Genomic DNA, 26,675 nt, shown 5'->3' with positions numbered 1-26,675 from the left:
GAGGAGGCTTGAGTGTCGCCGACCGACGCCTTCCGCCGCAAGGTGACCGCCGCTTCCCGTTGCGTGGCCTCTCCGTTCCGGGGATTATCGACCACGCTTCTGCGGACCTGGACGTGGATCCGGCCGCCAGCCGACCGCCCTGCCGAGAGAGACGGCCCCAGTGACGCCACACGTCGAGATCCCCGGACTCACGCTGACGCGCGAGGACTTCGAGCGCGCGCGGAAGCACGTCGCGCCGCACGTCTACCACACCCCCCTCCTCACCTCGCGCTCGCTGAGCGACGCTTCCGGCTTCGACATCCGGCTCAAGGCCGAACTCTTCCAGCGCGGGGGCTCCTACAAGGTGCGGGGTCCGCTGAACGTGATGGCGCACATGAGCGAGGAGGAGAAGGCACGCGGCATCATCTGCTCCTCCGCCGGGAACCATGCGCAGGGAGTGGCGCTGGCGGCCCGCCTGTACGGGATCCCGGCCGTCGTGGTCATGGCGGAGAACGCGACTCCGGCCAAGGTCGCGGCCACGGAGGGCTACGGCGCCGAGGTCGTCCTTCAGGGATCGATCTGGGACGAGGCGAACGAGCGCGCGCTGGAACTCGTCGAGGAGCGCGGACTCACCTATGTGCACCCCTTCGACAACCCGCGTTTGATCGCAGGCCAGGGGACGCTCGGTCTCGAGATTCTGGAGGACTGGCCGGAGGTCGAAGTCGTCGTCATCCCGATCGGCGGGGGCGGCCTCATCTCCGGCAATTCGATGGCGCTGAAGAGCGTGAACCCCGATATCCGCGTGATCGGGGTGGAATCATCCGGGGCGCCCGCAATGAAGCGGACGGTCGAATCCGGCGAGATGATCACCCTGGAGACCGTGGATTGCGCGATCGACGGGCTCAAGGTGATGCGGGTCGGCGACAACACGGCGTCCGTCGTGAGCCGCTTCGTGGAACGCGTCGTCACGCTTCCCGACGAAGACATCTTCGACGCCATGCTGTGGCTGATGACGCGGGCCAAACTCGTGACCGAGGGCGCGGCCGCCGCTTCGGTTGCCGCCGTCCTCCACGGCCTCATCGACGCCCCGGCGGGGACGAAGGTGGCGTGTGTCCTGAGCGGCGGGAACCTCGACGTCGAGCAGCTTCGTGGACTGAGCTGGAACTGAGTGTTCCACGCGAGCAGGGTGTCGGCGCTCCTGATCCTCCTGATCCCATCGGTCGTCGTGGCACAGGAGCCCGGCCAGGAGGGACCGGCCCGAATCGCCGTCGAATCGGCGCCGCGCCCGACGGCCGCGGCCCTGCGCACCGACACGCCGCCCTCGGTGGACGGCCGCCTCGACGAGTCCGTCTGGCAGCAGGCCCAGCCTCTGACCGGATTCATCCAGTCCCGCCCCGACACCGGCGCTCCCGCCACCGAGAACACCGTCGTCTACTTCCTGCATGACGAGCGGGCGCTCTACATCGGCGCGATCTGCTACGACTCGGAGCCCGACCGCTACTTCGTCTCCAGCCTGAAACAGGACTTCAACAGCGGATCATCCGACGTCTTCGGCGTGACGCTGGACACGTACCTCGACCGCCGGAACGGGTTCATGTTTCTCGTCAACCCGGAGGGGGCGCTCAAGGACGTGCAGATCTTCGACGACAGCCGCTCCGAGAACCAGGCGTGGGAGGGCCCGATTCGGGTCGAGACCACCAGGAACGACGAAGGCTGGACAGTCGAGGTCGAGATCCCCTTCTCCACACTCCGCTTCAACCCCTCGGAGGAGGATCAGACCTGGGGTCTCCAGATCCTCCGCCGCATCCGGCGCAAGTCCGAGGACACCTTCTGGGCGCCGCTCGACCGGCGCGACCAGATCCACAAGATGTCGAAAGCGGGCACCATCACCGGATTCAGCGGCGTGGGGCCGGGGCTCAACCTGCGGGTAAAGCCCTATGTGCTCGGCCAGGATCAGACGGGAACGCTGGTCGACGAGGGGCGCGCCGGCACGCAGGCCGACATCGGCTTCGACGTCAAGTACGGGGTCACGCCGGGGCTGACGCTCGACCTCACGTACAACACCGACTTCGCACAGGTCGAAGTGGACCAGGAGCAGGTCAACCTGACCCGCTTCCCCCTCTTCTTCCCAGAGAAGCGGGACTTCTTCGTCGAGAACTCCGGCACGTTCGCATTCGGCGACCAGTCGGAGCGCAGCTACCGGACCGGCGTGTCGCTGCGCGACTTCACACTCTTCCACTCGCGGCGCATCGGGCTCCGGGGAACGGGGGAACCGATCCCCATCCTCGGCGGCGCGCGGCTCACGGGGCGTGCGGCAGGGTTTGAGGTCGGCCTCATGAACCTCCAGACGCGCTCCGGCCGCGGGCTCCCGGCCGAGAACTTCTCGGTCATGCGGGCGCGGCGGAGCGTGTTCGGGACGTCGGACGTGGGGGCGATCTTCGTCAACCGGGAAGCGACCGGCGCCGACGTCGATGGATACCCCGGCTTCAACCGCAGCGTGGGCTTCGATGCGAACCTGAGGCCGCTCCCGTCGCTGCTCTTCGCGCCGTTCCTCGCCTGGACCCGCACGCCGGACCGGGACGGGGACTCCTTCGCGGGCCGCATGTGGGCGGGGTGGCGGGACGAGCTGTGGGACGTTTCGGCGCTGTGGCGGCACGTGGGGGAAGACTTCAACCCGACGGTGGGCTTCGTGCGCCGGCGCGACATCCGGCAGAGCTACGCCACGGTGGGTCTCCACCCGCGTCCCCCGCTGCCCGGCGTGCAGGAGGTGAATCCCTGGGTCGAGATCGACTACGTCCAGGATCTCGAGTCCGTCCTCGTGACGCGGACGCGGACGACCGGGTTCGGGGTGTCCTTCCTGAACGGGAGCGCGCTCACGCTGAACTACACGGACCGGTTCGAACTCCTGCGGGAGCCGTTCCGCGTCTCGAAGGACGCGACGATCCCGGTGGGTCGTTTCGGGTTCGGTTCGGGTTCGGTCCAGTATCGGTCGGCGCCGGGCCGGGTTTTAGCGGGATTTGTTCGGGTCGAGCGCGGCGGGTTCTTCGACGGGACGCTCACGTCGCTGTCGGGAGGATTGATGTGGCGGCCGAACCATCACGTCTCCGTTGATCTCTCGGCGAACCACAACGACATCTCGCTCCCGGAGGGGGACTTCACGGCGGATGTGTTCGGGGGACGGGTCGACTACGGCTTCTCGACGAAGCTCTTCGCGAGCGCCTTCGTCCAGTACAATGCGGCCGAGGACCAGTTCGTGACGAATGTGCGCTTCAACTACCTGTATTCGCCGCTCAGCGACATCTTCCTCGTCTACACCGAGCGCCGCGATCTGGACGCCGGCATGACGGTCGAGCGCGTCTTCGCCGCGAAGGTGTCGAAGTCGATCGGCTTCTGATTCGCTACTCGTGGCGCTCCAGCCAGGCGCGGAGGCGCTCGGCTTCCTCGCCGCCGGATGGATCGAGTTCCGCCTGGTAGAGCCGGCTGCGAACGACGAAGACGTCCATCTCGTCCGGCGGGGCGTCCCGCTCGAGGATTTCCCGCACCTTGCGCAGGAAGAACGTGCCCCAGTCCGGCTGGCGGCCGTCGACGTCGGTGAAGCCATACTCCTTCGCCAAACTCCAGCTTGAGAACAGTCCTCCGCTCTTCTCGGCCACGTTCGGGTCCGCAGCGAGCGCGGCGATGGCGCGGCCGACGTAGCACGGGGTCTCGGACTCGGCGAAGTACTCGTCCGCCTCGACCGCGTCGCGCCAGTTGGCCTCGGTAACGCCGAAGTGGTCGAGTACCGCCTCCGACCGCAGGAATCCGGGGGTGACCGCGAGCGCCGTCACGTTGTGCGCGTGCAGGTCGGAGGCCATGGCGTAGGCGAGACGGATGACGGCGTTCTTCGCCAGGTCGTAGAAGAGGTTCCCGCGGTAGCCGAACGTGTCCCCGTCCGTGACCTCGACGATGAGTCCGGCGTTGCGTTCGACCATGAGCGGGGTGCCGTGCCGGCTCGTGATGATGTGGGTGTGGACGGCGCGTTCCAGCATCTGCTGGCCCTTGGTGATGGAGAGCTCCCAGAAGGGCTTCCCCCACTCGGTCAGCGCGTCGCCGCCCCAGATGTCGTTCACCAGGATGTCGAGCCGGCCGGCTTCGGCGCGGACGCGCGCGAAGAGTCGCTCGACCTCGGACTCGACCGTGTGGTCGGTACGGACCGCGATGCCCTGGCCTCCCTCTGCACCAACCAGCTCCGCCGTCTCCTCCACGGTCTCGGGTCGGCCCGGCGTGGCGGGGCGGCCGCGGACGCTCCGGCCGGGGCAGTACACGGTGGCGCCCGCGGCGCCGAGCATGCGGGCGATCCCGCGCCCGGCGCCGCGCGTCGCGCCGGCGACGACGGCCACCCGGTCTCGAAGCGAACGGTCCGGCACGCAGCCTCCCTGAGTCAGTGACCGGGGACGTTCCCGCAGGAACGTCTCGGAACGTTCAGAAACGGATGTTCAGGAGCGGGACATGCCACGCCGCATGACGACCCGCCTCCCGGCGCGGGTCGGGCACGGTCGCGGGGAAGGGCAGCGGCAGGCCGGACGAGAACTCCCCCTCGGACCAGTTGAGCAATGCTGCCGCCCTCAAGCCGGAGGATGCACCAGCCGGAGCCTCGTCGAGCCCACGCGTGAACAGGGCCCCGAGGCCGAGGCCCACGAGACTCCCCGCGAGCGGGATCGCGAAGTCCTCGCTGCTGCTGCTCGGCTCCGCGATGAGCATGATGCCGATTCCGCCGAAACCGCCGATGAGACCGCCCAGGCTGATCAGGTGCGCCCTCCTCGAGGAGAAGCCGAACCCGCGCCCGGCCAGGGCGCCCGCGACCAGACCCACGTTGCCGACGAGCAGCGTGCTCCGCCACATCGCGTCGTCGTCGAAGTCCAGGGCGGTGGCGCCGGCGAGACCGACCCAGGTCCCCCACAGGCTGCCCAGATAGATCGAAGCGGCAGTGCCCTCGGTGATCTCGGCGCGGGAGATCAGGCCACCCGCCAGGAGGCCGGCCAGCCCGCCGGAGACCGCGGCGGCCACGACAGATTGCTCGTCCGGCCCGCAGTAGTCGCAGTCGGCATCGCGGCCCAGGTCGAGCGCCTCGGCCCAGCCCGCGCCCTGCCACGTGCCCCAGGTGCCGGCCCAGCTCACCGTGCGCGCCTGTCCCACGGAGAACGAGCGCAACCGGGACCAGGAGCGGCCCGCCAGGTAGCCGGCCGGCCCCCCCAGCAGAAGCCCCACGCCGTACGGTTCGGAGCCTTGCGCGTCGGCGAGGCTCGGCACGGCGACGCCCAGCCACAGCCCGTACATCGTCGCCCACACGCGGAACTCCGTGTCGCCGCGTCGGTCGAGCGGAGCGGCGGCCGACGCCAGGTCCGCCGACGCCTCCAACGCCTCCAGCCGGGCACGGGCCCTCTCCGCCCCCGGAGTATTCGGGTATCGGCGCACGACCTCCTGGTACAGCGCCCGCGCGACCTCCAGCGCGCCCCGTACTTCGAAGTCGGCAGCGGTTGCGACCAGCACGGCGGCCGAATCCACCTGGCTGACCTGGGCCGATGCGGACGGAACCGTGACAGCTCCCAGAGTCATGCATGCCGCCGCGAGACGCAGAATCAGCCCGCGAAAGCCGCGGCACCCGCCGACGCCGGGAAACAACCCGCACCGCCCCGGGCTCGGGAAGCTTGGCCGCCCGCGAGGGTCGAGCGGCGGCTCCCGGACCGTCGTCAACGGATGCCTACGATCCCGCGGATCGAGTCGATCAGCTTCGGCGCATCCCAGCCCACGCCGCCCTTGAACACGATTCGCGTCTCACGGATGTGTCCGTCCGCCTCCGGATCGCCCTCGAGGACGACGAGATCCGCAACCTTGCCGACCTCGATCGTCCCCGTCTCGTCGTCGATGCCGAGCACCCTGGCGCCGTTCGCGCTCATGATCTGCACGACCTCGGCGGGCGTGAAGCCGGCTTCGAGCAGCAGTTCGTAGTTCTTCTGGTCGCCGTATCCGGGCGGTGCGGCCCCGTACCCGGTCGGATCGACGCCCGCCGCGAGCGTCCCGCCCGCCTGCACGAAGGCGTACTCGTACTCGAGCGCCTTCTGGTAGACGTCGGGGTGGATTCCGATCCCCGAGTCGAGCGTCGCGTTCCGGCGCACCTGGGCGATTTCGCGCACCTCCGCCGCGATTTCAGGGGCGAGGATGTCGTAGATCCGCTCGTCGATCGGACCCCGCCCTGGGACGGATATCTCATACACCGCGAGCGTCGAGGTCATCGCGACATCGTTCTCGATCATCATGCGGAACGTTTCCTGCACATCCTCGGAGTTCACGTCGAGGTCGGCGTAGCCGTTCCGGAAGCCGGACGGGCAGTCATCCGGCTCCTTGCCCGCGAAGTACTCGCTGTTCGCGAGCAGGCCGTGCTCGAGGTTGTCGATCCCGAGGGCCACCGCCTCCTGGTATCCGACCGAACACAGGTGCGCCGTCACCTTCACACCATGCCGGTGCGCCTCGTCGATCGCCGCGCCCAGTTCCTCGCGGCTGATCCAGGTGTACGCCTTGAACCAGGGCACTCCTTCCTCGGCCCAGTAACGCACGAGTCGGCGCGCCTGCTCCGCGCCCTCGAGCTGGGCCATCGACTGCGCGCCCTCCTGCCCCGTCAGGTAGGGCCCGGTCGTGAACATGTTGGGGCCGATGGTGCGCCCCTCGTCGATCGCGCGCTTGAGGTTGATTTCCTCGTACGGCGCGCGCGCCCCGGTCGTCCGGATCGTCGTCACCCCGGAGGCGAGGTAGAGCCTCGAACCCGAGAAGGAGAGCTGCGCAGCCCGGCCGTTCCCGCCCGTGTAGTAGCTGTGGTTGTGCAGCCCGATGAGACCCGGAATGACGGTATGGCCCTCGAGATCCATGACCTGCGCGTTCCGGATTCGGCCCGCGACCTCTTCTGTGGGCCCGATGTCGGCGATGCGGCCGTCCCGGATGACGATCGTCTGCCCCTCCCGGGCAGGGCCGCCGGTGCCATCGATCACCTTCACGTTGGTGAGCGCGACGGTCGGCCCCTGCACCGCAATGAAGCTCTCGATCGGCTCCTGCTGGGCCTGCACGCCGTTGAGGGCAAGGCTTCCCGCGGCGAGCGCCAGGACGAGGGCGAAGAAGGAACTGCGGGCGGTGATCATGAGAACTTCCTTTCTCACGGCGGGGCGTCGGCGACGTTCATCACCATCTTCATGCCCGACTCGAGGTGTTCGGCGATGTGGCAGTGGATCATCCAGCGGCCGGGGTTCGACAGTTCCAGCAGGATGTCCGTCGTCGATGCGGCGGGCAACAGGACGGTGTCCTTCCACGCCAGGTTGTTGTTCGGCACCCCGTTCTGAGACAGGACGAGGAAACGCTGCCCGTGGATGTGCAGCGGGTGCTGCATGGCGTGGAAGGCGCCCCGGTCGTTGACGACGCGGATCTTCACCACGTCCCCGACGGTGAAATCCCACTCGATGTCGTCGTTCTCACGTCCGGTCGCCGTCTCGCGCAGGATCCAGCGGATCTCGCTTCCCGTCGTGGCCCAGTTCATGCGCGGCATCGTCCCGGTCCATTCGACAGGGTTGAAGTAGACCCAGTCGTAGGCCATCGAGCGTTCGATGGCGAGCGGGAGATCGTCCGTCTCCAGCGTCATCACGAGCTCGTGGTCGGGCTCGTCGTCGAAGCGCGGCCGGTAGGGGTCGATGTCCGCGATCACGTCCGCATGCTCGCGCAGCGTCTCGAACGCGGGCCCGTGGTCATGAGCCGCGGCCTGTGACCCGACGCTCACGGTGCCGAGCGTCCGGAATTCGGCGCGGAAGACGCCCTGCCGGTGGTTGATGCCCTGTACGTGATTGACGAGCGCGTGCGTACCGGGGCCGTCGAAACGCACGTCGACCACGTAGCGCTCCGCCGGCGCGAGGACGACGCTTCGCGCCCATTCCTCACGCTCGAAGCGGCCCACGTCGGAGGCGACGACCTTCATCGGAAGCCGATGGGGATCCTCGACGTCGGGGTCCGCGACGCGCTGGTCGGGATCGGGGATCCCGCCGCCTCCTATGTCGACGAAGGAGAGGTTGAAGGTGCGCGTGTTGGAGGCGTTCGTGAGGTGGAAGCGGACGACCTCGCCTCTGTCGACCTCCAGTTCGTAGCTCGGTTCCCCGTTGACGAGGGCCTGATTTCCGAACCGGCCCATGAGCATGTAGTTCGCCGACTCCTCCCCGAAGTCCACGAGTCCGTTCTCGTCGAGGAGGATGTCGTCGAGCATGATGACCTCGTCCCGGTTCGCGGGACCGTAGTAGTCCGCGCTCGCGGGATCGACGAGGAGGTTCCCGTACAGGCCGAGTTCCTGCTGGACATCCTCGCGGTGGTGCGGGTGGTACCAGTAGATGCCCGCGTCCCGGAAGAAGATCCGGTACTGGAACGAGGCGCCGGGTTCGACCGGGTCCTGGGTGAGGCCGGGGACGCCGTCGAAGTCGTTGTCGAGCCGGATGCCGTGCCAGTGCACCGCGGTCGGATACGGGGTCCGGTTCGTAAAGTTGACGAAGATGGTGGATTGCTCGGGGACACGGATGAGGGGCCCCGGGTGCTGGCCGTTGAAGGCGAGCATGGCGAGGCGGCGGCCCTCAATCTCGCGCCGGATGATCGTCGCCTCGAGGTCGAGCGTGCCCCCGTCGGGAAGGTCGACCAGTTGACGCTCCGTTGCCTCGGGGAGCGTTTCCCACGGTGGCAGGTCGGCCGCGCCACCGAGGCTCGCGGGGCGGGCCGTCGGTTCGAGGTCCATCACGCCGGGCAGCATCGCGATGCCGGGGGACGCGGGCGGCGCGTCCCAGCGCGTCGGGGCCCGGTCGGCCGCGCGCCGCGTCGCCGACGGCGCCAGGGCCAGGAGGTCGTGCGCCTCCATGAGCGCGGACGGCGAACGGCCGCGCAGCACGAGCGGTCCCTCGCGCGTCGTGACGCCGGCCGACGCCTCGGCGCTGACCATCACGAGGAACTTGTTGAACGCGACGCGCCCCAGCTGGTGCTCGCCGTTGTCGACCGGGCCCAGCGGCACCACGGGAGCCAGTTCGAGCGGCGTCGCCCACGCCATGTAGACCGTGTACGGCCCGAGGCTCCCGGGCGGCGGAAGGCCCTCGATGTGCGCGGTCAACGCGCGGACATGGTGCCCGGACGGCGTGACCGTGACTCCGAACGGCGACGGGACCCGCCCTAGTTCAACGAGGCCGCTTGCGTCGCCGGCCCGCGCGGTCGAGAAGAGGCTGATGCAGTGGAGGTCGGTAGCGGGGCGGCCGGTCGGCGTCCCCGCCAGCGCAGTGCCCCCGCCGGCGCCGCGTGCTTCAGCGGCCCGCGTCTCGCATGAGCCGGTGGAGCCCGGCAACTGGCCCTCGGCGGCCGGGACCATCGCAAAGAAGGCCACGGCTCCCGCCGCCAGGGACCGCAGCGTGCGGCCCCTCAGTCCTCGTCCGGGATGAACCGGAGCGCGACGCCGTTGTTGCAGAAACGCTTGCCCGTGGGCTCGGGTCCGTCGTTGAACACGTGGCCGTGGTGCCCCCCGCAGCCGGCGCAGTGGTACTCCGTGCGCGGGAGGATGAGCTTGAAGTCGCGTTTCGTCTCGAAGGCCTCGGGCAGCGTCTCGAAGAAGCTCGGCCACCCCGTGCCACTCTCGTATTTCATGTCGGTCGTGAACAGCGCCTGCCCGCAGGCCGCGCACGCGAACGTGCCGGCACGCTTCTCATCGTTCAGCGGGCTCGTGCCCGCGCGCTCGGTCGCCTCCTCGAACAGCACCTTGTAGGCCGGCTCCGGAAGCGCCTCCCGCCACTCCTTCTTCGACTTCGCGGACTTCGACTTCTTCGTCTTCGACTTCATCGTCACCGTCCGGGGTTCTCCAGGATGAAAATCTTGTCATCCGTCTCATCCACACCGGTGAGATCCAGATCCCCGTCCAGATCGCGGTCGTGGATGACGACGCACGAACCGTTGCTGCTTGCGGGATACGTCCTCGGATTCACGAGAGTTCCGTTTCCGGCGTTCTCGTGCACGGTGAAGCTGTTACCCTCGAAGTCGCTGGTGACGACGTCGAGATCGCCGTCGCCGTCGATGTCGCCCACGTCGACGGCCAGCGGGGCGGCGCCGGTCTCGTACTCGACGGGATCCGCGAAGCCGCCCGCGCCGTCGCCGAGGAGGACCGCCACGTTGTTGCCCTCACGGTTGGCGGACATCACGTCCACGTTGCCGTCGCCGTCCACGTCGCCCGACACGATCATCCACGGCTTGCCGCCCGCACGCACGCGCGAGCCGAGTTCGAGATTGCCGCGTCCGTCGCCCATGAAGACGAGAACTTCGTCCGTGAAGTAGGCGCCCACGAGTAGGTCGGGCCGTCCGTCGTTGTCGACATCCGCGGTCGCGCACGTCTTCTCGCCCTGGCCCGGCGAAGCGATCTCGGAGGCGCGCCTCAGGCTGCCCGTCCCGTCCGCGTTGTTGAGCAGCATGGCCACGTTTCCGCGCGACTCCTCGGGTCCGACGGACATGTTCACGGCCGCCACGTCGGGCCACCCGTCCTGGTCGAAGTCACCGATGCACACGCCGCGCACGTTCCGGCCGGACTCGATGTTGCTGCCCAGCTCGAACCAGCCCTCGCCGTCGGCCAGGAACACCGACACGAGATCGTTGCCGGCGTTGCCGACGACGAAGTCGGTGAGGCCGTCGCCGTTGAAGTCCGCTCCCTCGTTCGGGCTCGGCCAGCTCCCGCCCGGGATGTCGAGCACGCGGAACTCGCTGTAGTCGCCCTTCCCGTCGTTGAACATCACACGGACGTCCGCTGACACCTCGTTGGGGATCGCGATGTCCGGGTACCCGTCACCGTTGAAGTCGCCGGCGTAGGCGCCGTACGGCTGCACGTGCTTCTCGCCGTCGTCGAGGACGGTCCGCGCGCCGCGGTCGACCATGTCGAGCGAACCCGCCTGGGGCCGGACCCAGAAACTCCACGCGAACCCCGTCTCCATCGCGCCTCCGGTCACCAGCTTCTCTCCCGCGCGGAGCGAGGCCGTGACCGACTCGCCGGCGTGGAAGGGCTCTCGCGGCTCAAAGCGGATGCGGCGGCCATCGCTGGACAACTCCACCGAGCCGCTCATCACGCCGCTCCAGCGACCGAACACGGAGAGCGCGCCGGGATCGAACCCCTTCGGATCCAGCGCCTCGCTCAGCACGAGTTCGACGGGGGACTCCGGGGTCGCTTCGATCGAGTTCGGGGCCGGCGACACCAGCGATACGGGCGCCGTCGCGGAAGAGACCACGGCGGCAGGCGTCGGGACCGCCATCTCGGCCGCTTCGCCGCGGTTCGAGCCGACGAAGATGAGCACCGCCACCGCGGTGATGAGGAGGGCGCCAAGTACTCCTGAGAGGGTCTTCATGTCACAACCTCCAACAGCATCAAGCGAACGCGTTCGACGAGACGCGGGCATGGGCCCTGCAAGCTACCGGCGGTCACGCCCGGTGACGAGCGGCAGGTCCTCCCGCCGGCCCCAGTCGTTCCACGAGGCGTCGTAGAACTTCGTCTCGTACCCGAGATATCTGGAAATCATGTAGGTGTAGCTCGCCCGCATGCCGATAAGGCAGTAGCTGACGACGACGCCGTCCGTGGACGCTCCGGCCTCGTCGAAACGCGCCTTGACCTCGTCGAGGTCGATCAGCCTGGGAACATCCTCACCCGTGAGGTCCTGCCAGTAGAGGTTGTAGGCGCCCGGAATGTGGCCGCCCCGCAGGAAGTCCCTGCCCGGACGTTCACCCGTGTATTCGTTCTCCGGTCGCGCGTCGATGAGCGTGACATTCGGGTCCTCGAGGCGGTCCTGGATCCACTCCGCCGTGACGAGCATGTCCTCCCGGACATCCGCCTCGAAGTCGCCGCGGGTGGGCGTGGCCGGCTCCGCGGCGATTCCGCCCCCCACCGCCTTCCACGCCGCCAGTCCGCCATCGAGCACCGAGGTGCGGTCGCCGTGCCCGAGGTAATCCAGCGTCATGAAGACGCGGGCCGCGTGGAGGCCGGGGTCCCCCACGACGACGACGTGGCTGTCGTCGGAGACGCCGGCGGCGCGGAAGACTTCCACCAGATCCTCGACCGGTGCGAGTTCGGTGATGAGATCGTTCCGGTCGAGTGCGATATCGTGGTAGTCGATGTAATGGGCCCCCTGAACGTATTCTTCCAGGGGTCGCCCCATGCTTGCCATTCCGACATGCAGGACGACGACGCCGGGGTCGTCCCGATGCTCGACGAGCCAATCGCCGCTCACGAGGATGTCGGGATTCGCCTGCGCGCCGGCGCTCGGCGGGATCACCGTCGCGAGCACTCCCATGAGGATCGCGGCCGCCAAGCCGGCGGCCGTGGGACCAGGCCTTCGAGACCCGTGCATGTTCATCCGTTCTTCTCCTGTATCTCCGCGGCTGTCCGGTTTCAAAGTCCCTGAGTGATCCTGCATGATAGTGTTGTGTCCCAGCAACGCTCGTTGAGACCCGGCCTGGCCCGTCACCCTCATGCAAGCCCTGGTTCATGCCACTGTTGCCGCGCCCCAGCCGGATGGAGTTCCGAAACCGGGAAGGGAACGAGGAGTACGCGTTCTCCCTCCCGCGGAGGAATCATGCGCCGGGGACAAGCGCCTTCGTGAGAGCGAGGGACGAGGGGACAAAGATCGAATACTGCCTGCGCTCGATCCTCCCGGTGTTCGATGAGATCCATGTGATCGACAACGGCAGCCGCGACGACACAGCCGAGATCGTGCGGAGCGTGCAGGCGTCCGCCGCCGGGGGGGCGAAGATCCGTCTTCACTCCTATCCCTTCGCGCTGGGGCGGTTCGGACCCGAGCACGACCGGACTCCGGAAGATTCGGTGCACTCCCTGGTCTACTTTACGAACTGGGCGCTGTCGCGCTGCACCCGGCGCTACGCCTGCAAGTGGGACGCGGACATGGTGCTCGCCCGTGAGCAGCGGGGCGCGTTCGCCGGCCTCCTCGCCCAACTCGGGCGCGGATGGGCCGCCGCCTGGTCTCTCGCCGGGCAGACGGTGTATCGGACGGCTGGCGGGTCTTTCATGGCGCCGCGCGGGGAGGTCAACCGGGAGGTGCGGATCGCCCCCTGCGGCTACCCCGTCAGGTTTCAGAAGCGGGAACACTGGGAGGAGTTGATCCGTCCCCGCTGGCTCCGCACGCACCACTTCGCGCCCGTTTGCTTCTACGAACTGAAGTTTCTGGACGAGGGGGAGTTCGATCACTGGTCGACGACGGAGTTTCCGTCGCCCCGCAAGCGGCGGGAATGGGCCTCGTTTGAGCGGCTGCGCGAGGGTCCGGCGGACGGCGCGGTTCGCAGCCTGCCTGCGACCTTCCTCGACGACCAGATCGATGCGACCGGGCCGAGCGAGTCGGGCGGGCAGAGACCGAGCGGGCCTCCGGCGCGCAAGCGTGCGGTGTCGCGCTTGATGCCTCGGTTTCTCGGGATCGGCGCCACGCGAGCGGGAACGAGCTGGGTGGCGGCGCAGCTCGCCGCGCACCCGCAGATCCGCATGGGCCGCAAGGAAATCCACTTCTTCGACCGGAAACTCGGTGCGCCAGGCACGAGCGGCTCCGCGCGGGATCGAGTGAACCAGCTCAGGTATCTCGCCCGCTTCGTCCGGGCGCGGGGCGGCGGCGGGATCCGGGGGGAGATCACACCCGCGTATGCCGTGCTCGAACCGGAGGTGGTCCGACGCGTCGCCGAGTGGATGCCCGATGTCAGGCTGATCTTCATGATGCGTGACCCGATCGAGCGCGCCTGGTCGCAGGCGCGAAACGGCTTTCCGCGCTGGCGCGGCAAGCCCCTGGAGTCCGTGGGCCGCAACGAACTCGTCTCGTTCTTCGACAGCGACCCGGTCCGCCGGCGCAGCGACTACGCGACCTGCCTGCGCGCCTGGCTCGAGTACTTCCCGCGCGACCACTTCTTCTTCGGCTTCCTGGACGAGGTTCGCGAGGAGCCCGGGGCCTTGATACGCGATCTCCTTGGATTCCTCGAGGCGAAGGTCGTCGCGGGGGACGCGGAGTCGCTGGAGCAGCCGGTGAACGCTTCGGCCCCGGTCCCCATGCCGGACTGGGTGCGCGACTACCTCGAACGGGCGTACGCGTTCGACGCGGACGAAGTCTCGGAACTCATCGGACGGCAGGTTCCGTGGTCCCGGTGAACCGGCCGCCGAAGCTCGACCCACCCCGGGTTCGGCACCGCCCGGTCCCGGCCTTCAAGCGCTGGTTCGGTCGCGGCAAGCGCCGGATCGGGTATTACCGGCTGCGCGACGGGCTGCGGAACCGGCTGCGGGAGCCTCGATTCCTCCGTTCCCTGCGACCCACGGATGTGTTCCTCGTGGGACACCCGAAATCGGGGAACACGTGGCTCGCCTACATGCTGGCCGTGTTTCTGTCCGACGACCGCGATGACGAGGTGAACCTCTACAACGTCGGCGACTACGTCCCCTTCGTGCACGGTCACGACCACGCGATCGCCGCGTACAGCCACCTCCCGGATCCGAGGGTCTTCCGGAACGAGTACCCCCGCTATCCGTGCCTCTATCCCGGAACTCTCTATCTTGTGCGCGACCCTCGGGCGGTCCTGGTGTCCTTCCGGCACATGTTCGCGACCATGTTCGACGACCGTGACCTGACGCTCTCGAGGTTCGTCGACGGATACCTCTCGGGCACCGCCCCGTTCGACTCCTGGCACCGGCATCTGGGGCGCTGGGACCGGCAGGTCGGGGCCGCGCTCCGGCGCGCGGAACGCGGTGAGCGAATCTGCGTCGTGCGCTACGAGGATCTGGTGCACGATCGGGAGGCGGCCCTCCGGCGGGTCGCGGGGTTCGTGGAGGACGTTCCCGCGGCAACGTCACCGGGGTTCGAAGCGAGGCTCTCCCGGGCGGTGGCGCGCGGATCGTTCGAGGCCATGCGCGAGGTGGAGGGACGCCACGGCGCGGAGGCCTACGCCGGGCGCGCTCGCGGCGAAGGGCGGTTCATTCGCCGGGGGAAGACGGAGGGTTGGAAGGATGAGATGGATCCGGCGGACGCGGCCCGGATCGAAGCCGCCTTCGGCCCCGTCATGAAGCGCGCGGGATACCTGGAGTGAAGGCGTCAGAGGGCCCCGGCATCGCGGTCATCGTCTCGACCTACGACCGGCCCGACGCTCTCGACGCGGTCCTGCGGAGTCTCGCCGAACAGACGTACGGCCGGTTCGAGATTGTTGTGGCGGACGACGGCTCCGGCCCGGACACGCGCAAACTCGTTGCGCGTCGGGCCGAAGAACCCGGCCCGCGCGTGCGGCACGTCCGGCAGGAGGACCGCGGGTATCGCCTGGCCGCGATCCGAAACCGGGCCGCCGCCGCGACCGAACAGCCGTACCTGATCTTCCTCGACGGCGACTGTCTCGTGCGGCCGGACTACGTGGAAAATCATGCACGGCTCGCCGAGGCGGGGCGCTTCGTCCACGGCAGCCGGGTGAGGCTCGAGCCCGGACTCTCGCGGATCGCGATCGAGCAGGGGCCCGCAATCGGGCGCTGGAGTGCCGCCCGCTGGCTCGGCGAATGGCTCCGGGGGCGTGTGGACCGGTTCACCCCGCTTCTACGGTTGCCGCTCGGACCTCTGCGCCAGGTATCACCGCGACAGTGGCGTGGCGTCAAGGGATGCAATGTCGCCCTGTGGCGCTCGGACTTCCTGGCGGTGAACGGGTTCGACGAGGGCTTCCGGGGCTGGGGCTTCGAGGACAACGATCTCGTCGTACGCCTTATCCGGAACGGAGTACGCCGCAAGGAAGGCCGCTACGCCGTCCCCGTCCTCCACCTCTGGCACGAGTCCCGCCCGCCCGATCCCGCCAGCCGCGAGCGCTTCGAGCGCCGGCTTCGATCCGACGGGATCCGCGCCGAACCGGGCCTTGACCGCTACTTGTGAGCCGCGGGTCGCGGGCCCTTGTGAATCCCGTGCTCGGTCCAGTCGCGACCGCGCGTGAAGCCCTGAAAGATCCGGAGCGGACGGGGCATGCCCCGGGTCTCGGCGCGCAGCCGTTCGTTCGTTGCCTGTGCTGCGGGATCGAGCCACGGACGGTCGTGCTCGACGTGAGCGCTTACCGCCCGATGCCGAGCCTGGAGCGGACGAACCCCGGCGTTACGGAGACGCTCGCCGAGTTCGCGGTCTTCGACCGGGTAGGTCATGCGCTCGTCGAAGCCGTTCACGCGCAGGAGATCGGCCTTCCAGGCCGACGCGTTGTGTCCGTTCCACGTCGCCCGCGTCGTCGTAAGGCGATCAAGCCACGCGGCGCGGCGCGGTGAGCGGATCAGTTTGCTCCGATCGCGCCCGCGCAAGAGCGCCTCACGGTCACGGAGCCACGACGCCTCGAACAGCGAGCCGTCGAGCACATCGTCCCTCTCGATGCGCGCCGCAGCCGCGCTGGAGAGGCGAACCCTCCCGCCCGAAAGGAAGAACCCGCGTCGGGCGAGCCGGGCGTGAGTACTTACGAAATCGTCGCGCGGGATGCAGTCACCGTCGCTGAGGATGAGGTATTCTCCACGGGCCTCCACGATGGCCCGGTTCAGGATGCGACATTTCCTGAACCCGTCGTCCTCCTGCCAGACGTGGGAGATCGTCAGACCGGTCGACGCCCGCAGTTGCTCGATTCGGTCGCGCGTCTCCGGTCCCGAGCCGTCATCGGCGACGACCACTTCGAAATCGGTGTACTTCTGCGCCGAGTAGCCCCAGAGCGTGCGTTCCAGTTCGTCCGTCGCGTTGTACGTGCTGAGGATGATGGAGAGAAAGGACGGCGTGGGGGGGGAGCGGTCGGCCACCTCGGACTACGTCTATTGCCGCGTCTTGCGCGGCTCCCGGGCGCGCATGGACCCCTCGAAGAGTCCCTCGAGGCGAGCCACGCGTTCGGTGAGTGTCGTCTCCAGCCGCGTCATCCGCTTCGTCAAGCCCGTCTCCAAGTCCGACATCCGCGTGGTGAGCTTGGTCTCCAAGTCCGACATCCGCGTGGTGAGCTTGGTCTCCAAGCCGGACATCCGTTCCGTAAGACGGGTCTCCAGGGTCGCCATCCGCTCCGTGAACCGGGTCTCCTGCGCAGACATCCGCTCGGTGAGCCGCACTTCCAGCTGACGCATATCGCGCCGCATCCCGCGCATGCCCGGAACCATGACACCGGCCAGCGCGATGGCGGCTGCAATGATCGCGATCATCTCGCCGCTCATGCGGCGCTCCTTCTTCGCAACGATACCTCCGGGGTCGACAGGTACAAGGTACGCCGCGGGGATGCGGCGAGCGAACAACCCCAACGTGCTCGCGTACGTCAACTCGCTGTCAACGCGACAGATCCGGTCGGCGACCGCCGACCGGATCCCCGGGATCGTTCCGTCGCAGGCGCTCGGGCCGCTCTCCGGCTACGGGCGCTCGGGCTCGGCGGTCGAGAGGGCGATCGCGTTGAAGAGGAGCTTGAAGGTGCCGTGCGGCTGGGCGCGCCGGGTGATGAGCGGACCGAACAGGTACAGGTGCCCGTCGCCCACCTCGGCCTCGGCCATCGTCACGCCGCCCTGAAGGTACTCCTGGCCCCAGGCCCAGCCGCTGATGAGCGGTTGGTCGGTGTCGAACCAGGCGAGCGGCGTCACGCCGTTCGCGCCGTTGTCTCCCGCCGCCAGCGCCGTGACGCTGAACACCGGGCTGTTGTTGAACGATACCGGAAGCGTCGACGGCACCCCCGTCGTGACGAGCCGCGAGTTGTCCACCGTGACCTCCAGGATCGATCCGGGCACGTAGTACTCGTCGCGGCCCAGTGGCTGCCCGTCCTTCACGAGGTGGTCCTCGAGCGGGAGCCCGAGCCCCTGCCCGAGTGAGGTCGAGCCGCCGATCGTGACGATCGAGCCGCCGTCCTCGAGGAATTCGACCAGCGCCGGCATCGTCGTCGCGGGGGTCACGCGGCCCAGCCGGTCCCGGTACTCCTCGGGAATCGTCTCCGGGTCCGGGGCGCCGAACCCGAACTGGCGCATCATCGCCTGCCGGACGGAGTCGGGCACGCCCGCAAAGACCTCCTCGAACTGCGAGCCGATGGCGCCCTGCGGGAAGATGATGACGTCGTAGTCGTCGCTCAGCCCGCCGGCGTTCAGCCGCTGCGGGAACACGAGTTCGTACTCCGTGAACCCGTACTGCTCGAGAATCCAGCGAATCCAGCCCGACGGCATGGAGCCGCCGTACGTGTCCCAGAGCGCGATCCGGGGCGCCCGCAAGCGCAGGGCGTCCACGTCCGGGTCGTTCGCCAGACCCCTAAAACTGATTCCGAGTTCGGCGGCCAGCTCCGCGACCGCGTCGCCCGTGCCGCGCCGGTTCTTGACGTAGAAGGTCCCGGCCGGGTGCGTCCGTCCGCCCTCGCGCAGCGCCGCGGTGAGCCAGTAGACCTCGTGCCCCGAGGCCTGGAGCCGGTTGATCGCCGTGAACGCGTCGTTCGCCTCGTGGCTGAACAGGAAGCCGTCCGCCCCGTCCGCGTCCGCGACGACGCCCGGCATCGGGTTCGCGTTCCAGTCGGTGATCTCCTCGAAGGGCCCGTCGAAGCCCTCCAGGATGCGGTCGAACTCGACGCCCATCTGGATCGCGAGCGTCCACCCCGCGTTGTCGTAGGGCGGCGTCGGGGAGGCCCCCGGATAAAGGAAGTCGTCCGGGTGGTCCTGCGGCTCGAACATGTCGAGCACGTGCGGCCGGAACGCCTGCGCGGCCCGCACCACGTACGAGCCCTCCGGATACTGCTCCCCGCCTGCCGTGAAGTCCGAGGTCGCCCGCTCCACGATGACGCCGTTCTCGAGCAGCGCGTTGACGAACTTCGTTGCGGTGGGGAAGTCGGCCTGGTCCGAGGGGAGGATGTACCCGCGCGGGTCGCGCAGGTCGGGATCGAACAGCTTCTCATAGTCCGCTCGTGTCCCCCGGCTGCCGCCGAAGCCGCCGACGTTGCGGGCGAAGTCCGTCTCGCCCGCCCCGGCCCGCATCTCCTGGCGCAGCCAGTCCACGCGCCTCGGGTGGATCGTCCAGCTGTCCTCGCTTCCCCGCTCGATCGAGTTCATCCCCATGCGCCAGATGCGGTACAGGAACGTCTCCCGATAGCGCGAGGCGACGTCGAGCACCGCCTTGTTCGCGGTCACCGAGTAATCGACCGACTGCCGGAAGTGCCACGGCTGCGGCTCGATCGGGGCGGGCAGATTGTCGTTGGGCAGCACCCGCTCGAGGATGAGCGGGATCTCCATCGGGGTCGGGTTCCCGATCGTCTCCGTGAGGAGCCCGATCATGTTCTTGAAGTAGGGCGTCGTGCGCAGGCCGCCGTTCCACCACGTGGAGTAGTTCGCGCCGCGCCGCCGCGTCGCTCCCGGCTTCCCCTCCTCGGTGAAGCGCGAGTGCATGGCCGACCCCACCAGGTCGATCCCCGTGATGACCATGGGGTCGATGTTGTAGTTGAAGGGATCGCGGAAGGGAGGCGCGAAGAGGACGGTCCCCGTCGGCCCCGTCTGGTGGTGGTTGTAGACGATCTGCGGATACCACGTCCGGTACATCTGCCGGTTCATGTTCTCCGATTCCGCCTGGAAGGACGAATAGAAGTCGCGGTTGTTGTCATGCCCCACGTACTTCTGGTAGAGGACGGGGATGCCGCGCGTGCTGCGCTCCGTCTTCTCCTCGATCCGCGTGTACCAGTTCGAGACGAGGTCCATCCCGTCGGGGTTCGCGTGGACGAAGAGGATGATGACGTCGTCGAGGATCCGCATCGTCTCGTCATCCGTCCCGCTCACGAACTGCCACAGCGTCTCCATCAGCTGCTGCGCACCCAGCACCTCGGTCGCGTGGAGGCCGCCGTCGATCCACACGATCGCCTTGCCGCGCCGGGCGAGGGCGCGGGCCTCATCCTCCGAGACCCCCCTCGCGAGCGCGAGACGGGCGGAGATCTCCCGGTACTCGTCCAGGTTCGCGTGGTTCTCCGGGGAGGTCACGATCGCCATCAGCTGATCGCGGCCCTCGGCCGTCGTCCCGATCGACTGCAGCGTCATGCGCGGCGACTCGGCCGCCAGCGTCTCCCAGTAGCGGGTGAAGTCGCCGTAGTCCGGGAGTTCGTAGTCGGCGCCGATCTGGTGGCCGAAGAACGCCTCGGGCGTCGTCAGCTCCTGGGCGAGCCCGGGCCGGGCGACCAGGATTCCGAGGGCGATCGCGACGGCCGGCAGGGCGCCGCGGGGTACGGTCCGATGGGGGGCGAAGAACGACATTTGCGGACTCTCCTTATGCAATCAAGGTGCAGAGTTTCGGGGCCCATTATGGCGACGACGTACCCGTGAAGCCAAAAGCCGCCCCTGTAGGAAGCGCCGCCGCCCGCCGGCGAGCCCGAGTTTCCGGGTTCGCGGCGGGCGGCTTCGGCAGGAGCGGGTCAACTCCCGGCCGTGACGGTCCGACGGGTGCCGTCAGCGCATCGGCGGCATCGGTACCTGTACCGGGTCGCCGAGGTCCGGACGGATCCCCGCCGCCTGCAGCGCCGAGTAGAGCGCCGGCATGCGGGTTTCGATCACGGCGTTGAGCCGGTCGATGGCGCCGGGCAGTGTATCCCAGCCGCGCTCGAGCTGATAAAGCATGTCGGCCGTTGGCGCCGTGTGATAGCCGGAGAGGCCGCCGGACACGCCGGCGCCGCTTCGCGCCCTGTCGAGCTCGTCTCCGATCTCGTCCAGCTCCTCGCCCACGGCTTCGACTTCCGCCGTCAGCGACTCGGACACCTCGTGGTCCTCGAGCTGATCCTCGATGGAGGACAGGTGTTCGCGCATCCGGCTCAGCGCCTGCAACCCCTCGTTCGTCGGCTTCGCCAGCGCGTAGGCGCTCATGAGCGCTTCCTGCCGCGCCATGAGGTCGCCGTTGCTGATGTTCACGCGCGGATCGAGCCGCACGGTGACCGACGTCTCCTGACTCTGCCCCGCCGCCTCCAGCCGGGCCGTGTACGTCCCCGGGAGAACCCTGGGCGCCGTGGCGCCGGCGCGGAAGAATCCGCCACCGCCCGGCGCGGCCGGCGGGGGTTCGTAGCGCAGATCCCACATGACCTCGTTGAGGCCGCGGTCGCCGCCACCCTCGAGTTCACGAATCACGGAGCCGTCCGCGTCGAGAATCGTGATCGTCGCGTTGCCGGCCACCGCGGCTGCGGCGGCCATGGCATCGCCGTTCGCCGACGGACCGCCGGTGACGATCCGCTCACCAGTCTCGCCGCCTTCCTCGTCCGCCATCGCGGCGTCCGGCAGGTCGCTGCCCAGCCAGTAGCGGATGCGGGCGCCCGGCGGCGGGTTGTCCGCCTCCCATACGCCCGGCGTCCAGCCCTGCGGCGTGTACGGGTTGTAGGCGACCGCCGACTGCGTCGAGAAGAGGTGCACCTCGGAGGCCAGCACCTCCTGGCTCAACTCCTCGAGCGGCGTGATGTCCTCCATGATCCAGATCCCGCGCCCGTGCGTGCCGATGACGAGGTCGTTCTCGCGTTCCTGGATCTTGATGTCGTCCACCGGCGCGGGCGGCATGTTCCGCAGCAGCGGATGCCACGAGTTCCCGGCGTCGATCGAGAAGTAGGTGCCGATCTCGTTGCCGGCGAAGAGGAGGTTCGCCGCGCGCGGGTGCTGCGCCAGCGCGTTCAGCGACCAGCCGTCCGGGATCCCGTCCCTTACCGCGCGCCATGTCTCGCCGAAGTCGTTCGACACGTACAGGTACGGGGCCATGTCGTCGTTGCGGTGGTTGTCCCCCGCCACCCACACGGTGCCGGCGTCGGCGTGCGAGGCCACGATGCGGGTCATGTACAACTGGTCCGGCACGCCCGGCATGTTGGGCGCCACGTTCGTCCAGTTGGCGCCGCCGTCGCGCGTGACCTGCAGGTTCCCGTCGTCGGTGCCCGCGTAGACGACCATCGGGTCGAGCGGCGATTCCTCGATCGAGATCATGTTGCCGAAGGTCGACGTCCCGTCGTTGGCCGACATCATCGGCTCGGAGCCGAGCACGCCCATGATCTCGAGCGTTTGGCGGTCGATGGCCTTCGTCAGTTCGGGGGAGATCTGCTCCCACGTCTGCCCGTAGTCCGTCGACTTGAACACCACGTTGCCGCCGTAGTAGACCGTGTTCGGGTCGCTCGGCGACACCTCGACCGGCGTGTCCCAGTTCCAGCGGTAGTCCGGCGGATCCTCCTCATCTTCCCCGGGGCGTCCCAGCGGGCGCATGCGCAGGCGCTCGCCCGTCTTCAGGTTCGTCCGCATCAGGTTCCCGTTCTGGGACTCCGCGAGCATGGTCTCGCCGTTGGGGTGGAGGACGGTGAAGTAGCCGTCACCGCTCCCGATGTTGTACCAGTCGCGGGGCCGGATCCCCTGGTTGGACCAGGTGTCCGAGGGACCGCACCACGAGCCGTTGTCCTGCAGACCGCCGCACACGTGGTAGGGATCGCGGTTGTCGACGCCGATCTCGTAGAACTGCGCCAGCGGAAGGTTCGTCAGCTGACGCCAATTGTCGGAGCGGTCCCAGCTGATCGAGACGCCGCCGTCGCCGCCGAGGATCAGGTGTTCGGAGTTCGCCGGGTTGATCCACAGCGCGTGGTGGTCGGAGTGGACCTCGGAGGCCGCGTCGGGCGTGAAGTTGTTCCCGCCGTCCGAGGAGCGGTACAGGCTCGATCCGCCCAGATAGATCCGTTCGGGATCGTTCGGGTCGATGCGGATCTGGCTGTAGTACATGGGACGGTTGTTGGTCGTGCTGGTCTGCACCCACGTCTCGCCGCGGTCGGTCGACTTGTAGGTCCCCGTCTTGCGCTCGGGATCACCGGGTCCCTGCGGACCGCCACCCCCACCCGGGGCGCGCGCGTCGGCTTCGACGATCGCCATCACGAGGTTTCCGTCGCCGCGGTAGATGTCGAGCCCGATGCGGCCGACGTCACCCTCCGGCAGGCCGCCGGCGAGCTTCGTCCAGTTGTCGCCGCCGTCCATCGTCCGGTAGATGCCGCCACCCGGTCCGCCGCCGTTGAACCCCCACAGCGTCCGCTGCCGCTGGTACATCGCCGCGAACAGCGTCATCGGATCGCCCGGATCCATGGCGAGATCGATCGCACCCGTGTGCTCGTCGACATGGAGGACGAGTTCCCACGTCTCGCCTCCGTCCATCGTCCGGTACACGCCGCGCTCGGGGTTCGGGCCCCACAGGCGACCCATAGCCGCCACGTAGGCCACGTCCGGATTCCGCGGGTGCACCTGGATGCGGGAGATATGGTGCGTCTCCTCGAGTCCGAGATGGGTCCAGGTCCGGCCGGCGTCCGTCGACCGGAACACGCCCATCCCCCAGGGGGAGGACTGCCGGTTCTGCGGCTCTCCCGACCCGACCCACACGACGTTCGGGTTCGAGGGGGCGAGGGTGATGTCCCCGACGGACAGCATTGGCTGGTCGTCGAACATCGACTCGAAGGTCGACCCGCCGTTGATCGTCTTCCACACGCCGCCCGTCGCGACGCCGACGTAGAAGGTGGACGGATCGGCCTCGTCGACCGCGATGTCAGCGATCCGCCCGCCCATGATCGTGGGGCCGATCTCGCGCCATTCGAGCGCCTGGACGGCCGCCTGCAGATCGGCGTCCTGGGCCACTGCGGGAAGAGGGACAGCGGTGAGGGCGAGCACCGCGAGGAGAGATACTGCGACCGGGAGCCCTGAGCGCGTACGCATGTTCCTTACCTCGTTCGACTGGGGGTCCTGCGGGTGGGAGGGCACGGGCAAAGGAACCGGCACCGGCCACCCCACCCGACCATACAGCCCAGATACAATAGATGAACCCACCGGAATCTGAAACGGGGGCCTCGGGTGACCTCGCGATCTCGATGGACATGTGCCCCGGGAGTTCGACATCCGCATCCGGATCTCGGGAAGGGATCACGACCGGCGCTCCAAGGCTGCGATGGGGAACATCATCGGCCTGCAAGAGGCCCTCGCTCTGGCGAACGGCGTGGACCCCAGAGAGATGTTTGTGACCGAGAGGGCCGCGCTCGGTGGGCACACCGTGTACGTCCGGGGACTCGCGATGGGGGCCTGGCTGCACATGGGTGGACCCGACGAGTGTTCTGTCGAACTCCACGACCGGGCGGGCGTGAGTCGCGTTTGAGTAGCCGCACGTAAGGCCCGCCGCACGAGCCTCGTCTTCAGGGTAGCGCCCTCGCTCCGGTAGGCGGATCTTCGGCTCGCGACAGGTTGCGGGACCTGCCCCCCCGCCTTCCAGCCCAGCGAGCCGGAGCGACACCCATGTCGGTCGAAATACGGATGGAACGGATGACCTCGCCCGAGATCGGAGCGGCGATCGAGGCCGGGGTCACCACCGTCGTCGTCGCGGCGGGCGCGGTGGAGCAACACGGACCTCACCTGCCTCTGTTCATGGACTCCGAGCACGGCGACCGGCTGGCGGTCGAGATCGCCAGGCGGCTCGGGGACGCGCTCGTCGCCCCCACGATCCGCATCGGCTGGTCGGACCATCACCTGGCGTTCCCCGGCACCGTCTCCCTCGGTAAGGACACCTTCCTCGCCGTCTGCCGCGACTACTGCCTGAGCCTCGCGCACCACGGCTTCCGGCGGGTCTGCTTCGTCCCCTCGCACGGCGGCAACTTCGCCCCGCTCGCCGAGGCGCGGGACGCCTTCAACGAAGCGGCGGGGCCCGACTGTTCAGTTGATGTCTACGCGGACCTGATCGAGGTAATCGGGACGTGGCGCGAGATCGCCGAGGCGGAGGCCGGTCTGGGCTACCGCGTGGGCGGGCACGCCGACATCGCGGAGACCTCGATCATGATGGCGATGCACGACGGTCTTGTGCGCGAGGAACTCGCCGCGTGCGGCCAGCTGACGACACCGAGCGAGGAGCCGGAACTCATCCGCCGCGTGCTCAGCGAGGGCTTCAGAAGCGTCACGCCGAACGGTATCCTTGGCGATGCGCGGGGGGCTACGGCGGAGTTGGGAGAGAAGATGATCACCGCGCTGGCGGACCGGATCGCCGCGCACTTCAGGGGGTGAGGGAGGCCAGGGGATGACGCGAACGCAGACAGCGGCGGCCATGGTGATCATGCTCGGGAGCGTTTGGCCTCTCGATGCGCAGGTGCGGCGCGGGCCACCGTCCGTACCGCCCGACACGTCCGCCCCGATGACCGTCGAGGCGTACGACCCCCGTTCGACCCTCGTCGTCCCCGAGCATCCGGTATCGAGTGCCGCCTTCCCCTTCGTGGATGTCCACCTGCACCTCAATGGGCTGATGCCGCGGGCGCAAATGGACCAGCTCGTCCGCGACATGGACGCGCTCAATCTCGCGGTCGGCGTGAACCTGAGCGGGGGGACCGGAACGCAGCTCGCGCGACAGATCGAAGCCTTCGAGGCGGCGTATCCCGGACGTTTCGCCGTGTTCGCGAACGTCGATTTCGGTGACATCGAAGACCCCGAGTTCGGCTCGCTCGCGGCGGCCCGCCTCGAGGCCGATGTCGCAGCCGGCGCCCGCGGCCTCAAGATCTTCAAGAGCCTCGGGCTGTGGATCACCGACGCGGCCGGCCAGCGCGTCCCGGTGGACGACCCCCGTCTCGACCCGATCTGGGCCAAGGCGGGCGAACTCGGGATCCCCGTCCTCATCCACTCGGGGGACCCGTCGCCGTTCTGGGAACCAATGGACGAGCGCAACGAGCGCTGGCTCGAGCTTCGCCTGCGGCCCCGGCGCCGGCAGGTCGGCCCGCCCTCGTTCGAGCAGGTGCTGGGCGAACAGTTGACCATGTTCCGTCGGCACCCGGAGACGACGTTCATCGCCGCGCACCTCGCGTGGCTCGGCCATGATCTCGGCCGCCTCGGCCGCATCCTGGACGAGATCCCCAACATGAACGTCGGGCTGGGGGCGGTGATCTACGAGCCGGGCCGACAGCCGCGCTTCGCCCGCGAGTTCTTCATCGAGTACCAGGACCGGATCCTGATGGGGAAGGATTCCTGGGCGCCGGACGAGTATCCGACCTATTTTCGCGTGCTCGAGACCGCGGACGAGTACTTCCCCTACTACCGGAAGTACCACGCGTTTTGGCGCATGTACGGCCTCGACCTCCCCGAGGAGGTCCTGCGCAAGGTGTACTTCGAAAACGCACTCCGGATCATCCCCGGCATCGATCGCAGCCGCTTCCCCTAGCAAACTTCCCCGCGTGAGGTGTTCGCCGGCCGAGCCTGCGCGCTATCTTCCCATGGGCGTGCGGTGGCACGCGGACCCAGTCCATGAGGGACGCGAGATGAAGGATCCGGCGAAGAGGGCTCTCGACGCCTACAAGAAGGCGATGTCGAAGGAAGAGGTGTACGACGCGGCGTACCGGGCGCTGGCGCACGCCACCCTCGCGGTGAAGAGGGCCGAGGAGCGGCTGGACACGGTCCGGGAGGCGAAGGCGGATGCCGCCGCCCTCGTGCACCGCGCGGCCGGGGACTTCGTTGAAGCCGTGAAGAGAGCCGAAGAGGCCTACACCACCGCCGACGAGGCGGGGGCGATCCGCGACCGGGGGCCCACCGAACTCAACGACGTCAACCGCGAATCGATCAGCCGCCAGGCCTACAAGGCCAGTGAACTGCAGGGTTGGCTGAAGCTCCTGGACTGACGCGGCGCCGCCCCTTCGCGACGCGCTCCCCCCTTCGCTTCCTC

The 26,675-nt window shown here is 68.5% G+C and carries 20 protein-coding genes; 9 read left to right on the top strand and 11 right to left on the bottom strand.

Going from position 1 to position 26,675, the window contains the following annotated elements; genetic code table 11:
* Window positions 1-160 precede the first annotated feature (160 nt).
* Together ACOOGH_RS14195 and ACOOGH_RS14190 are read left to right on the top strand one after the other, a co-directional pair.
* A complete protein-coding gene (locus ACOOGH_RS14195) occupies window positions 161-1,147 on the top strand; it encodes a threonine ammonia-lyase (RefSeq protein WP_420449538.1) in 987 nt (328 codons plus the stop codon).
* Window positions 1,148-3,373, top strand: a complete 2,226-nt coding sequence (locus ACOOGH_RS14190; RefSeq protein WP_420449537.1) for a DUF5916 domain-containing protein — start codon at window positions 1,148-1,150, stop codon at window positions 3,371-3,373.
* Window positions 3,374-3,377: 4 nt separating this feature from the next.
* Here ACOOGH_RS14190 and ACOOGH_RS14185 read toward each other — a convergent pair whose 3' ends face one another.
* The 7 genes from ACOOGH_RS14185 to ACOOGH_RS14155 all read right to left on the bottom strand — a co-directional run bounded on the left by ACOOGH_RS14185 (window position 3,378) and on the right by ACOOGH_RS14155 (window position 12,398).
* Window positions 3,378-4,385: an SDR family oxidoreductase gene (locus ACOOGH_RS14185; RefSeq protein WP_420449536.1), complete on the bottom strand. Its 1,008-nt coding sequence runs from the start codon at window positions 4,383-4,385 to the stop codon at window positions 3,378-3,380.
* 55 nt (window positions 4,386-4,440) lie between these two features.
* Complete coding sequence (locus ACOOGH_RS14180) at window positions 4,441-5,574, bottom strand: tetratricopeptide repeat protein (protein ID WP_420449535.1); 1,134 nt, start codon at window positions 5,572-5,574, stop codon at window positions 4,441-4,443.
* 134 nt (window positions 5,575-5,708) lie between these two features.
* On the bottom strand, window positions 5,709-7,148 hold the full coding sequence (locus ACOOGH_RS14175; protein WP_420449534.1) for an amidohydrolase family protein: 1,440 nt from the start codon (window positions 7,146-7,148) through the stop codon (window positions 5,709-5,711).
* A gap of 14 nt (window positions 7,149-7,162) precedes the next feature.
* The gene (locus ACOOGH_RS14170; RefSeq protein ID WP_420449533.1) at window positions 7,163-9,403 is read right to left on the bottom strand and encodes a multicopper oxidase domain-containing protein; all 2,241 of its coding nucleotides are present in this window, start codon (window positions 9,401-9,403) and stop codon (window positions 7,163-7,165) included.
* A 35-nt stretch (window positions 9,404-9,438) separates the two neighbouring features.
* The gene (msrB, locus tag ACOOGH_RS14165) at window positions 9,439-9,852 is read right to left on the bottom strand and encodes a peptide-methionine (R)-S-oxide reductase MsrB (RefSeq protein ID WP_420449532.1); all 414 of its coding nucleotides are present in this window, start codon (window positions 9,850-9,852) and stop codon (window positions 9,439-9,441) included.
* Window positions 9,853-9,854: 2 nt separating this feature from the next.
* On the bottom strand, window positions 9,855-11,396 hold the full coding sequence (locus tag ACOOGH_RS14160) for an FG-GAP-like repeat-containing protein (RefSeq protein ID WP_420449531.1): 1,542 nt from the start codon (window positions 11,394-11,396) through the stop codon (window positions 9,855-9,857).
* Window positions 11,397-11,459: 63 nt separating this feature from the next.
* Window positions 11,460-12,398, bottom strand: coding sequence for a sulfurtransferase (locus ACOOGH_RS14155; protein ID WP_420449530.1), 939 nt, complete (start codon window positions 12,396-12,398; stop codon window positions 11,460-11,462).
* A 242-nt stretch (window positions 12,399-12,640) separates the two neighbouring features.
* Here ACOOGH_RS14155 and ACOOGH_RS14150 point away from each other — a divergent pair, with 242 nt between their 5' ends.
* The 3 genes from ACOOGH_RS14150 to ACOOGH_RS14140 are packed head-to-tail and all read left to right on the top strand — an operon-like array spanning window position 12,641 to window position 15,932.
* On the top strand, window positions 12,641-14,185 hold the full coding sequence (locus ACOOGH_RS14150) for a sulfotransferase domain-containing protein (RefSeq protein WP_420449529.1): 1,545 nt from the start codon (window positions 12,641-12,643) through the stop codon (window positions 14,183-14,185).
* On the top strand, window positions 14,182-15,114 hold the full coding sequence (locus ACOOGH_RS14145; RefSeq protein ID WP_420449528.1) for a sulfotransferase domain-containing protein: 933 nt from the start codon (window positions 14,182-14,184) through the stop codon (window positions 15,112-15,114). The genes ACOOGH_RS14150 and ACOOGH_RS14145 overlap by 4 nt, the downstream gene beginning before the upstream one ends.
* Complete coding sequence (locus tag ACOOGH_RS14140; RefSeq protein WP_420449527.1) at window positions 15,111-15,932, top strand: glycosyltransferase; 822 nt, start codon at window positions 15,111-15,113, stop codon at window positions 15,930-15,932. Before ACOOGH_RS14145 ends, ACOOGH_RS14140 begins: the two co-directional genes overlap by 4 nt.
* On the opposite strand, the gene ACOOGH_RS14135 is transcribed toward ACOOGH_RS14140, so the two are convergent.
* The 4 genes from ACOOGH_RS14135 to ACOOGH_RS14120 all read right to left on the bottom strand — a co-directional run bounded on the left by ACOOGH_RS14135 (window position 15,923) and on the right by ACOOGH_RS14120 (window position 23,707).
* Complete coding sequence (locus tag ACOOGH_RS14135; RefSeq protein ID WP_420449526.1) at window positions 15,923-16,822, bottom strand: glycosyltransferase; 900 nt, start codon at window positions 16,820-16,822, stop codon at window positions 15,923-15,925. The two genes, ACOOGH_RS14140 and ACOOGH_RS14135, sit on opposite strands and share 10 nt — an antisense overlap.
* Window positions 16,823-16,834: 12 nt before the next feature.
* Window positions 16,835-17,221, bottom strand: coding sequence for a hypothetical protein (locus tag ACOOGH_RS14130; protein WP_420449525.1), 387 nt, complete (start codon window positions 17,219-17,221; stop codon window positions 16,835-16,837).
* A 189-nt stretch (window positions 17,222-17,410) separates the two neighbouring features.
* Window positions 17,411-20,260 (bottom strand): M14 family metallopeptidase, encoded by a 2,850-nt coding sequence (locus ACOOGH_RS14125; protein ID WP_420449524.1) that lies wholly within the window; start codon window positions 20,258-20,260, stop codon window positions 17,411-17,413.
* A 192-nt stretch (window positions 20,261-20,452) separates the two neighbouring features.
* The gene (locus ACOOGH_RS14120) at window positions 20,453-23,707 is read right to left on the bottom strand and encodes a VPS10 domain-containing protein (RefSeq protein ID WP_420449523.1); all 3,255 of its coding nucleotides are present in this window, start codon (window positions 23,705-23,707) and stop codon (window positions 20,453-20,455) included.
* Between the two features lie 160 nt (window positions 23,708-23,867).
* On the opposite strand from ACOOGH_RS14120, the gene ACOOGH_RS14115 reads away from it, so the two are divergent.
* From ACOOGH_RS14115 to ACOOGH_RS14100, 4 genes are all read left to right on the top strand, one after another.
* Window positions 23,868-24,140: a hypothetical protein gene (locus tag ACOOGH_RS14115; protein ID WP_420449522.1), complete on the top strand. Its 273-nt coding sequence runs from the start codon at window positions 23,868-23,870 to the stop codon at window positions 24,138-24,140.
* Between the two features lie 164 nt (window positions 24,141-24,304).
* Complete coding sequence (locus ACOOGH_RS14110) at window positions 24,305-25,036, top strand: creatininase family protein (RefSeq protein WP_420449521.1); 732 nt, start codon at window positions 24,305-24,307, stop codon at window positions 25,034-25,036.
* 13 nt (window positions 25,037-25,049) lie between these two features.
* Window positions 25,050-26,177, top strand: a complete 1,128-nt coding sequence (locus ACOOGH_RS14105) for an amidohydrolase family protein (RefSeq protein WP_420449520.1) — start codon at window positions 25,050-25,052, stop codon at window positions 26,175-26,177.
* Between the two features lie 97 nt (window positions 26,178-26,274).
* Window positions 26,275-26,631 carry a hypothetical protein gene (locus ACOOGH_RS14100; RefSeq protein WP_420449519.1) on the top strand — a complete coding sequence of 119 codons (357 nt, stop codon included), beginning with the start codon at window positions 26,275-26,277 and terminating at the stop codon, window positions 26,629-26,631.
* The last annotated feature ends 44 nt before the right edge of the window (window positions 26,632-26,675 follow it).

It is taken from the genome of Candidatus Palauibacter sp. (assembly GCF_965213655.1).
Classification (GTDB): domain Bacteria; phylum Gemmatimonadota; class Gemmatimonadetes; order Palauibacterales; family Palauibacteraceae; genus Palauibacter.
Note: the sequence above shows the minus strand (reverse complement) of the source record. Positions and strands in the feature narration are given on the sequence as shown.

Excerpts from the sequence above, each read along its gene's own strand:
- ACOOGH_RS14180 (WP_420449535.1), bottom strand. The coding sequence starts at position 5,574 with ATGACTCTGGGAGCTGTCACGGTTCCGTCCGCATCGGCCCAGGTCAGC.
- ACOOGH_RS14175 (WP_420449534.1), bottom strand. The coding sequence starts at position 7,148 with ATGATCACCGCCCGCAGTTCCTTCTTCGCCCTCGTCCTGGCGCTCGCC.
- msrB (WP_420449532.1), bottom strand. The coding sequence starts at position 9,852 with ATGAAGTCGAAGACGAAGAAGTCGAAGTCCGCGAAGTCGAAGAAGGAG.
- ACOOGH_RS14160 (WP_420449531.1), bottom strand. The coding sequence starts at position 11,396 with ATGAAGACCCTCTCAGGAGTACTTGGCGCCCTCCTCATCACCGCGGTG.
- ACOOGH_RS14155 (WP_420449530.1), bottom strand. The coding sequence starts at position 12,398 with ATGAACATGCACGGGTCTCGAAGGCCTGGTCCCACGGCCGCCGGCTTG.
- ACOOGH_RS14130 (WP_420449525.1), bottom strand. The coding sequence starts at position 17,221 with ATGAGCGGCGAGATGATCGCGATCATTGCAGCCGCCATCGCGCTGGCC.
- ACOOGH_RS14125 (WP_420449524.1), bottom strand. The coding sequence starts at position 20,260 with ATGTCGTTCTTCGCCCCCCATCGGACCGTACCCCGCGGCGCCCTGCCG.
- ACOOGH_RS14120 (WP_420449523.1), bottom strand. The coding sequence starts at position 23,707 with ATGCGTACGCGCTCAGGGCTCCCGGTCGCAGTATCTCTCCTCGCGGTG.
- ACOOGH_RS14110 (WP_420449521.1), top strand. The coding sequence starts at position 24,305 with ATGACCTCGCCCGAGATCGGAGCGGCGATCGAGGCCGGGGTCACCACC.
- ACOOGH_RS14105 (WP_420449520.1), top strand. The coding sequence starts at position 25,050 with ATGACGCGAACGCAGACAGCGGCGGCCATGGTGATCATGCTCGGGAGC.
- ACOOGH_RS14100 (WP_420449519.1), top strand. The coding sequence starts at position 26,275 with ATGAAGGATCCGGCGAAGAGGGCTCTCGACGCCTACAAGAAGGCGATG.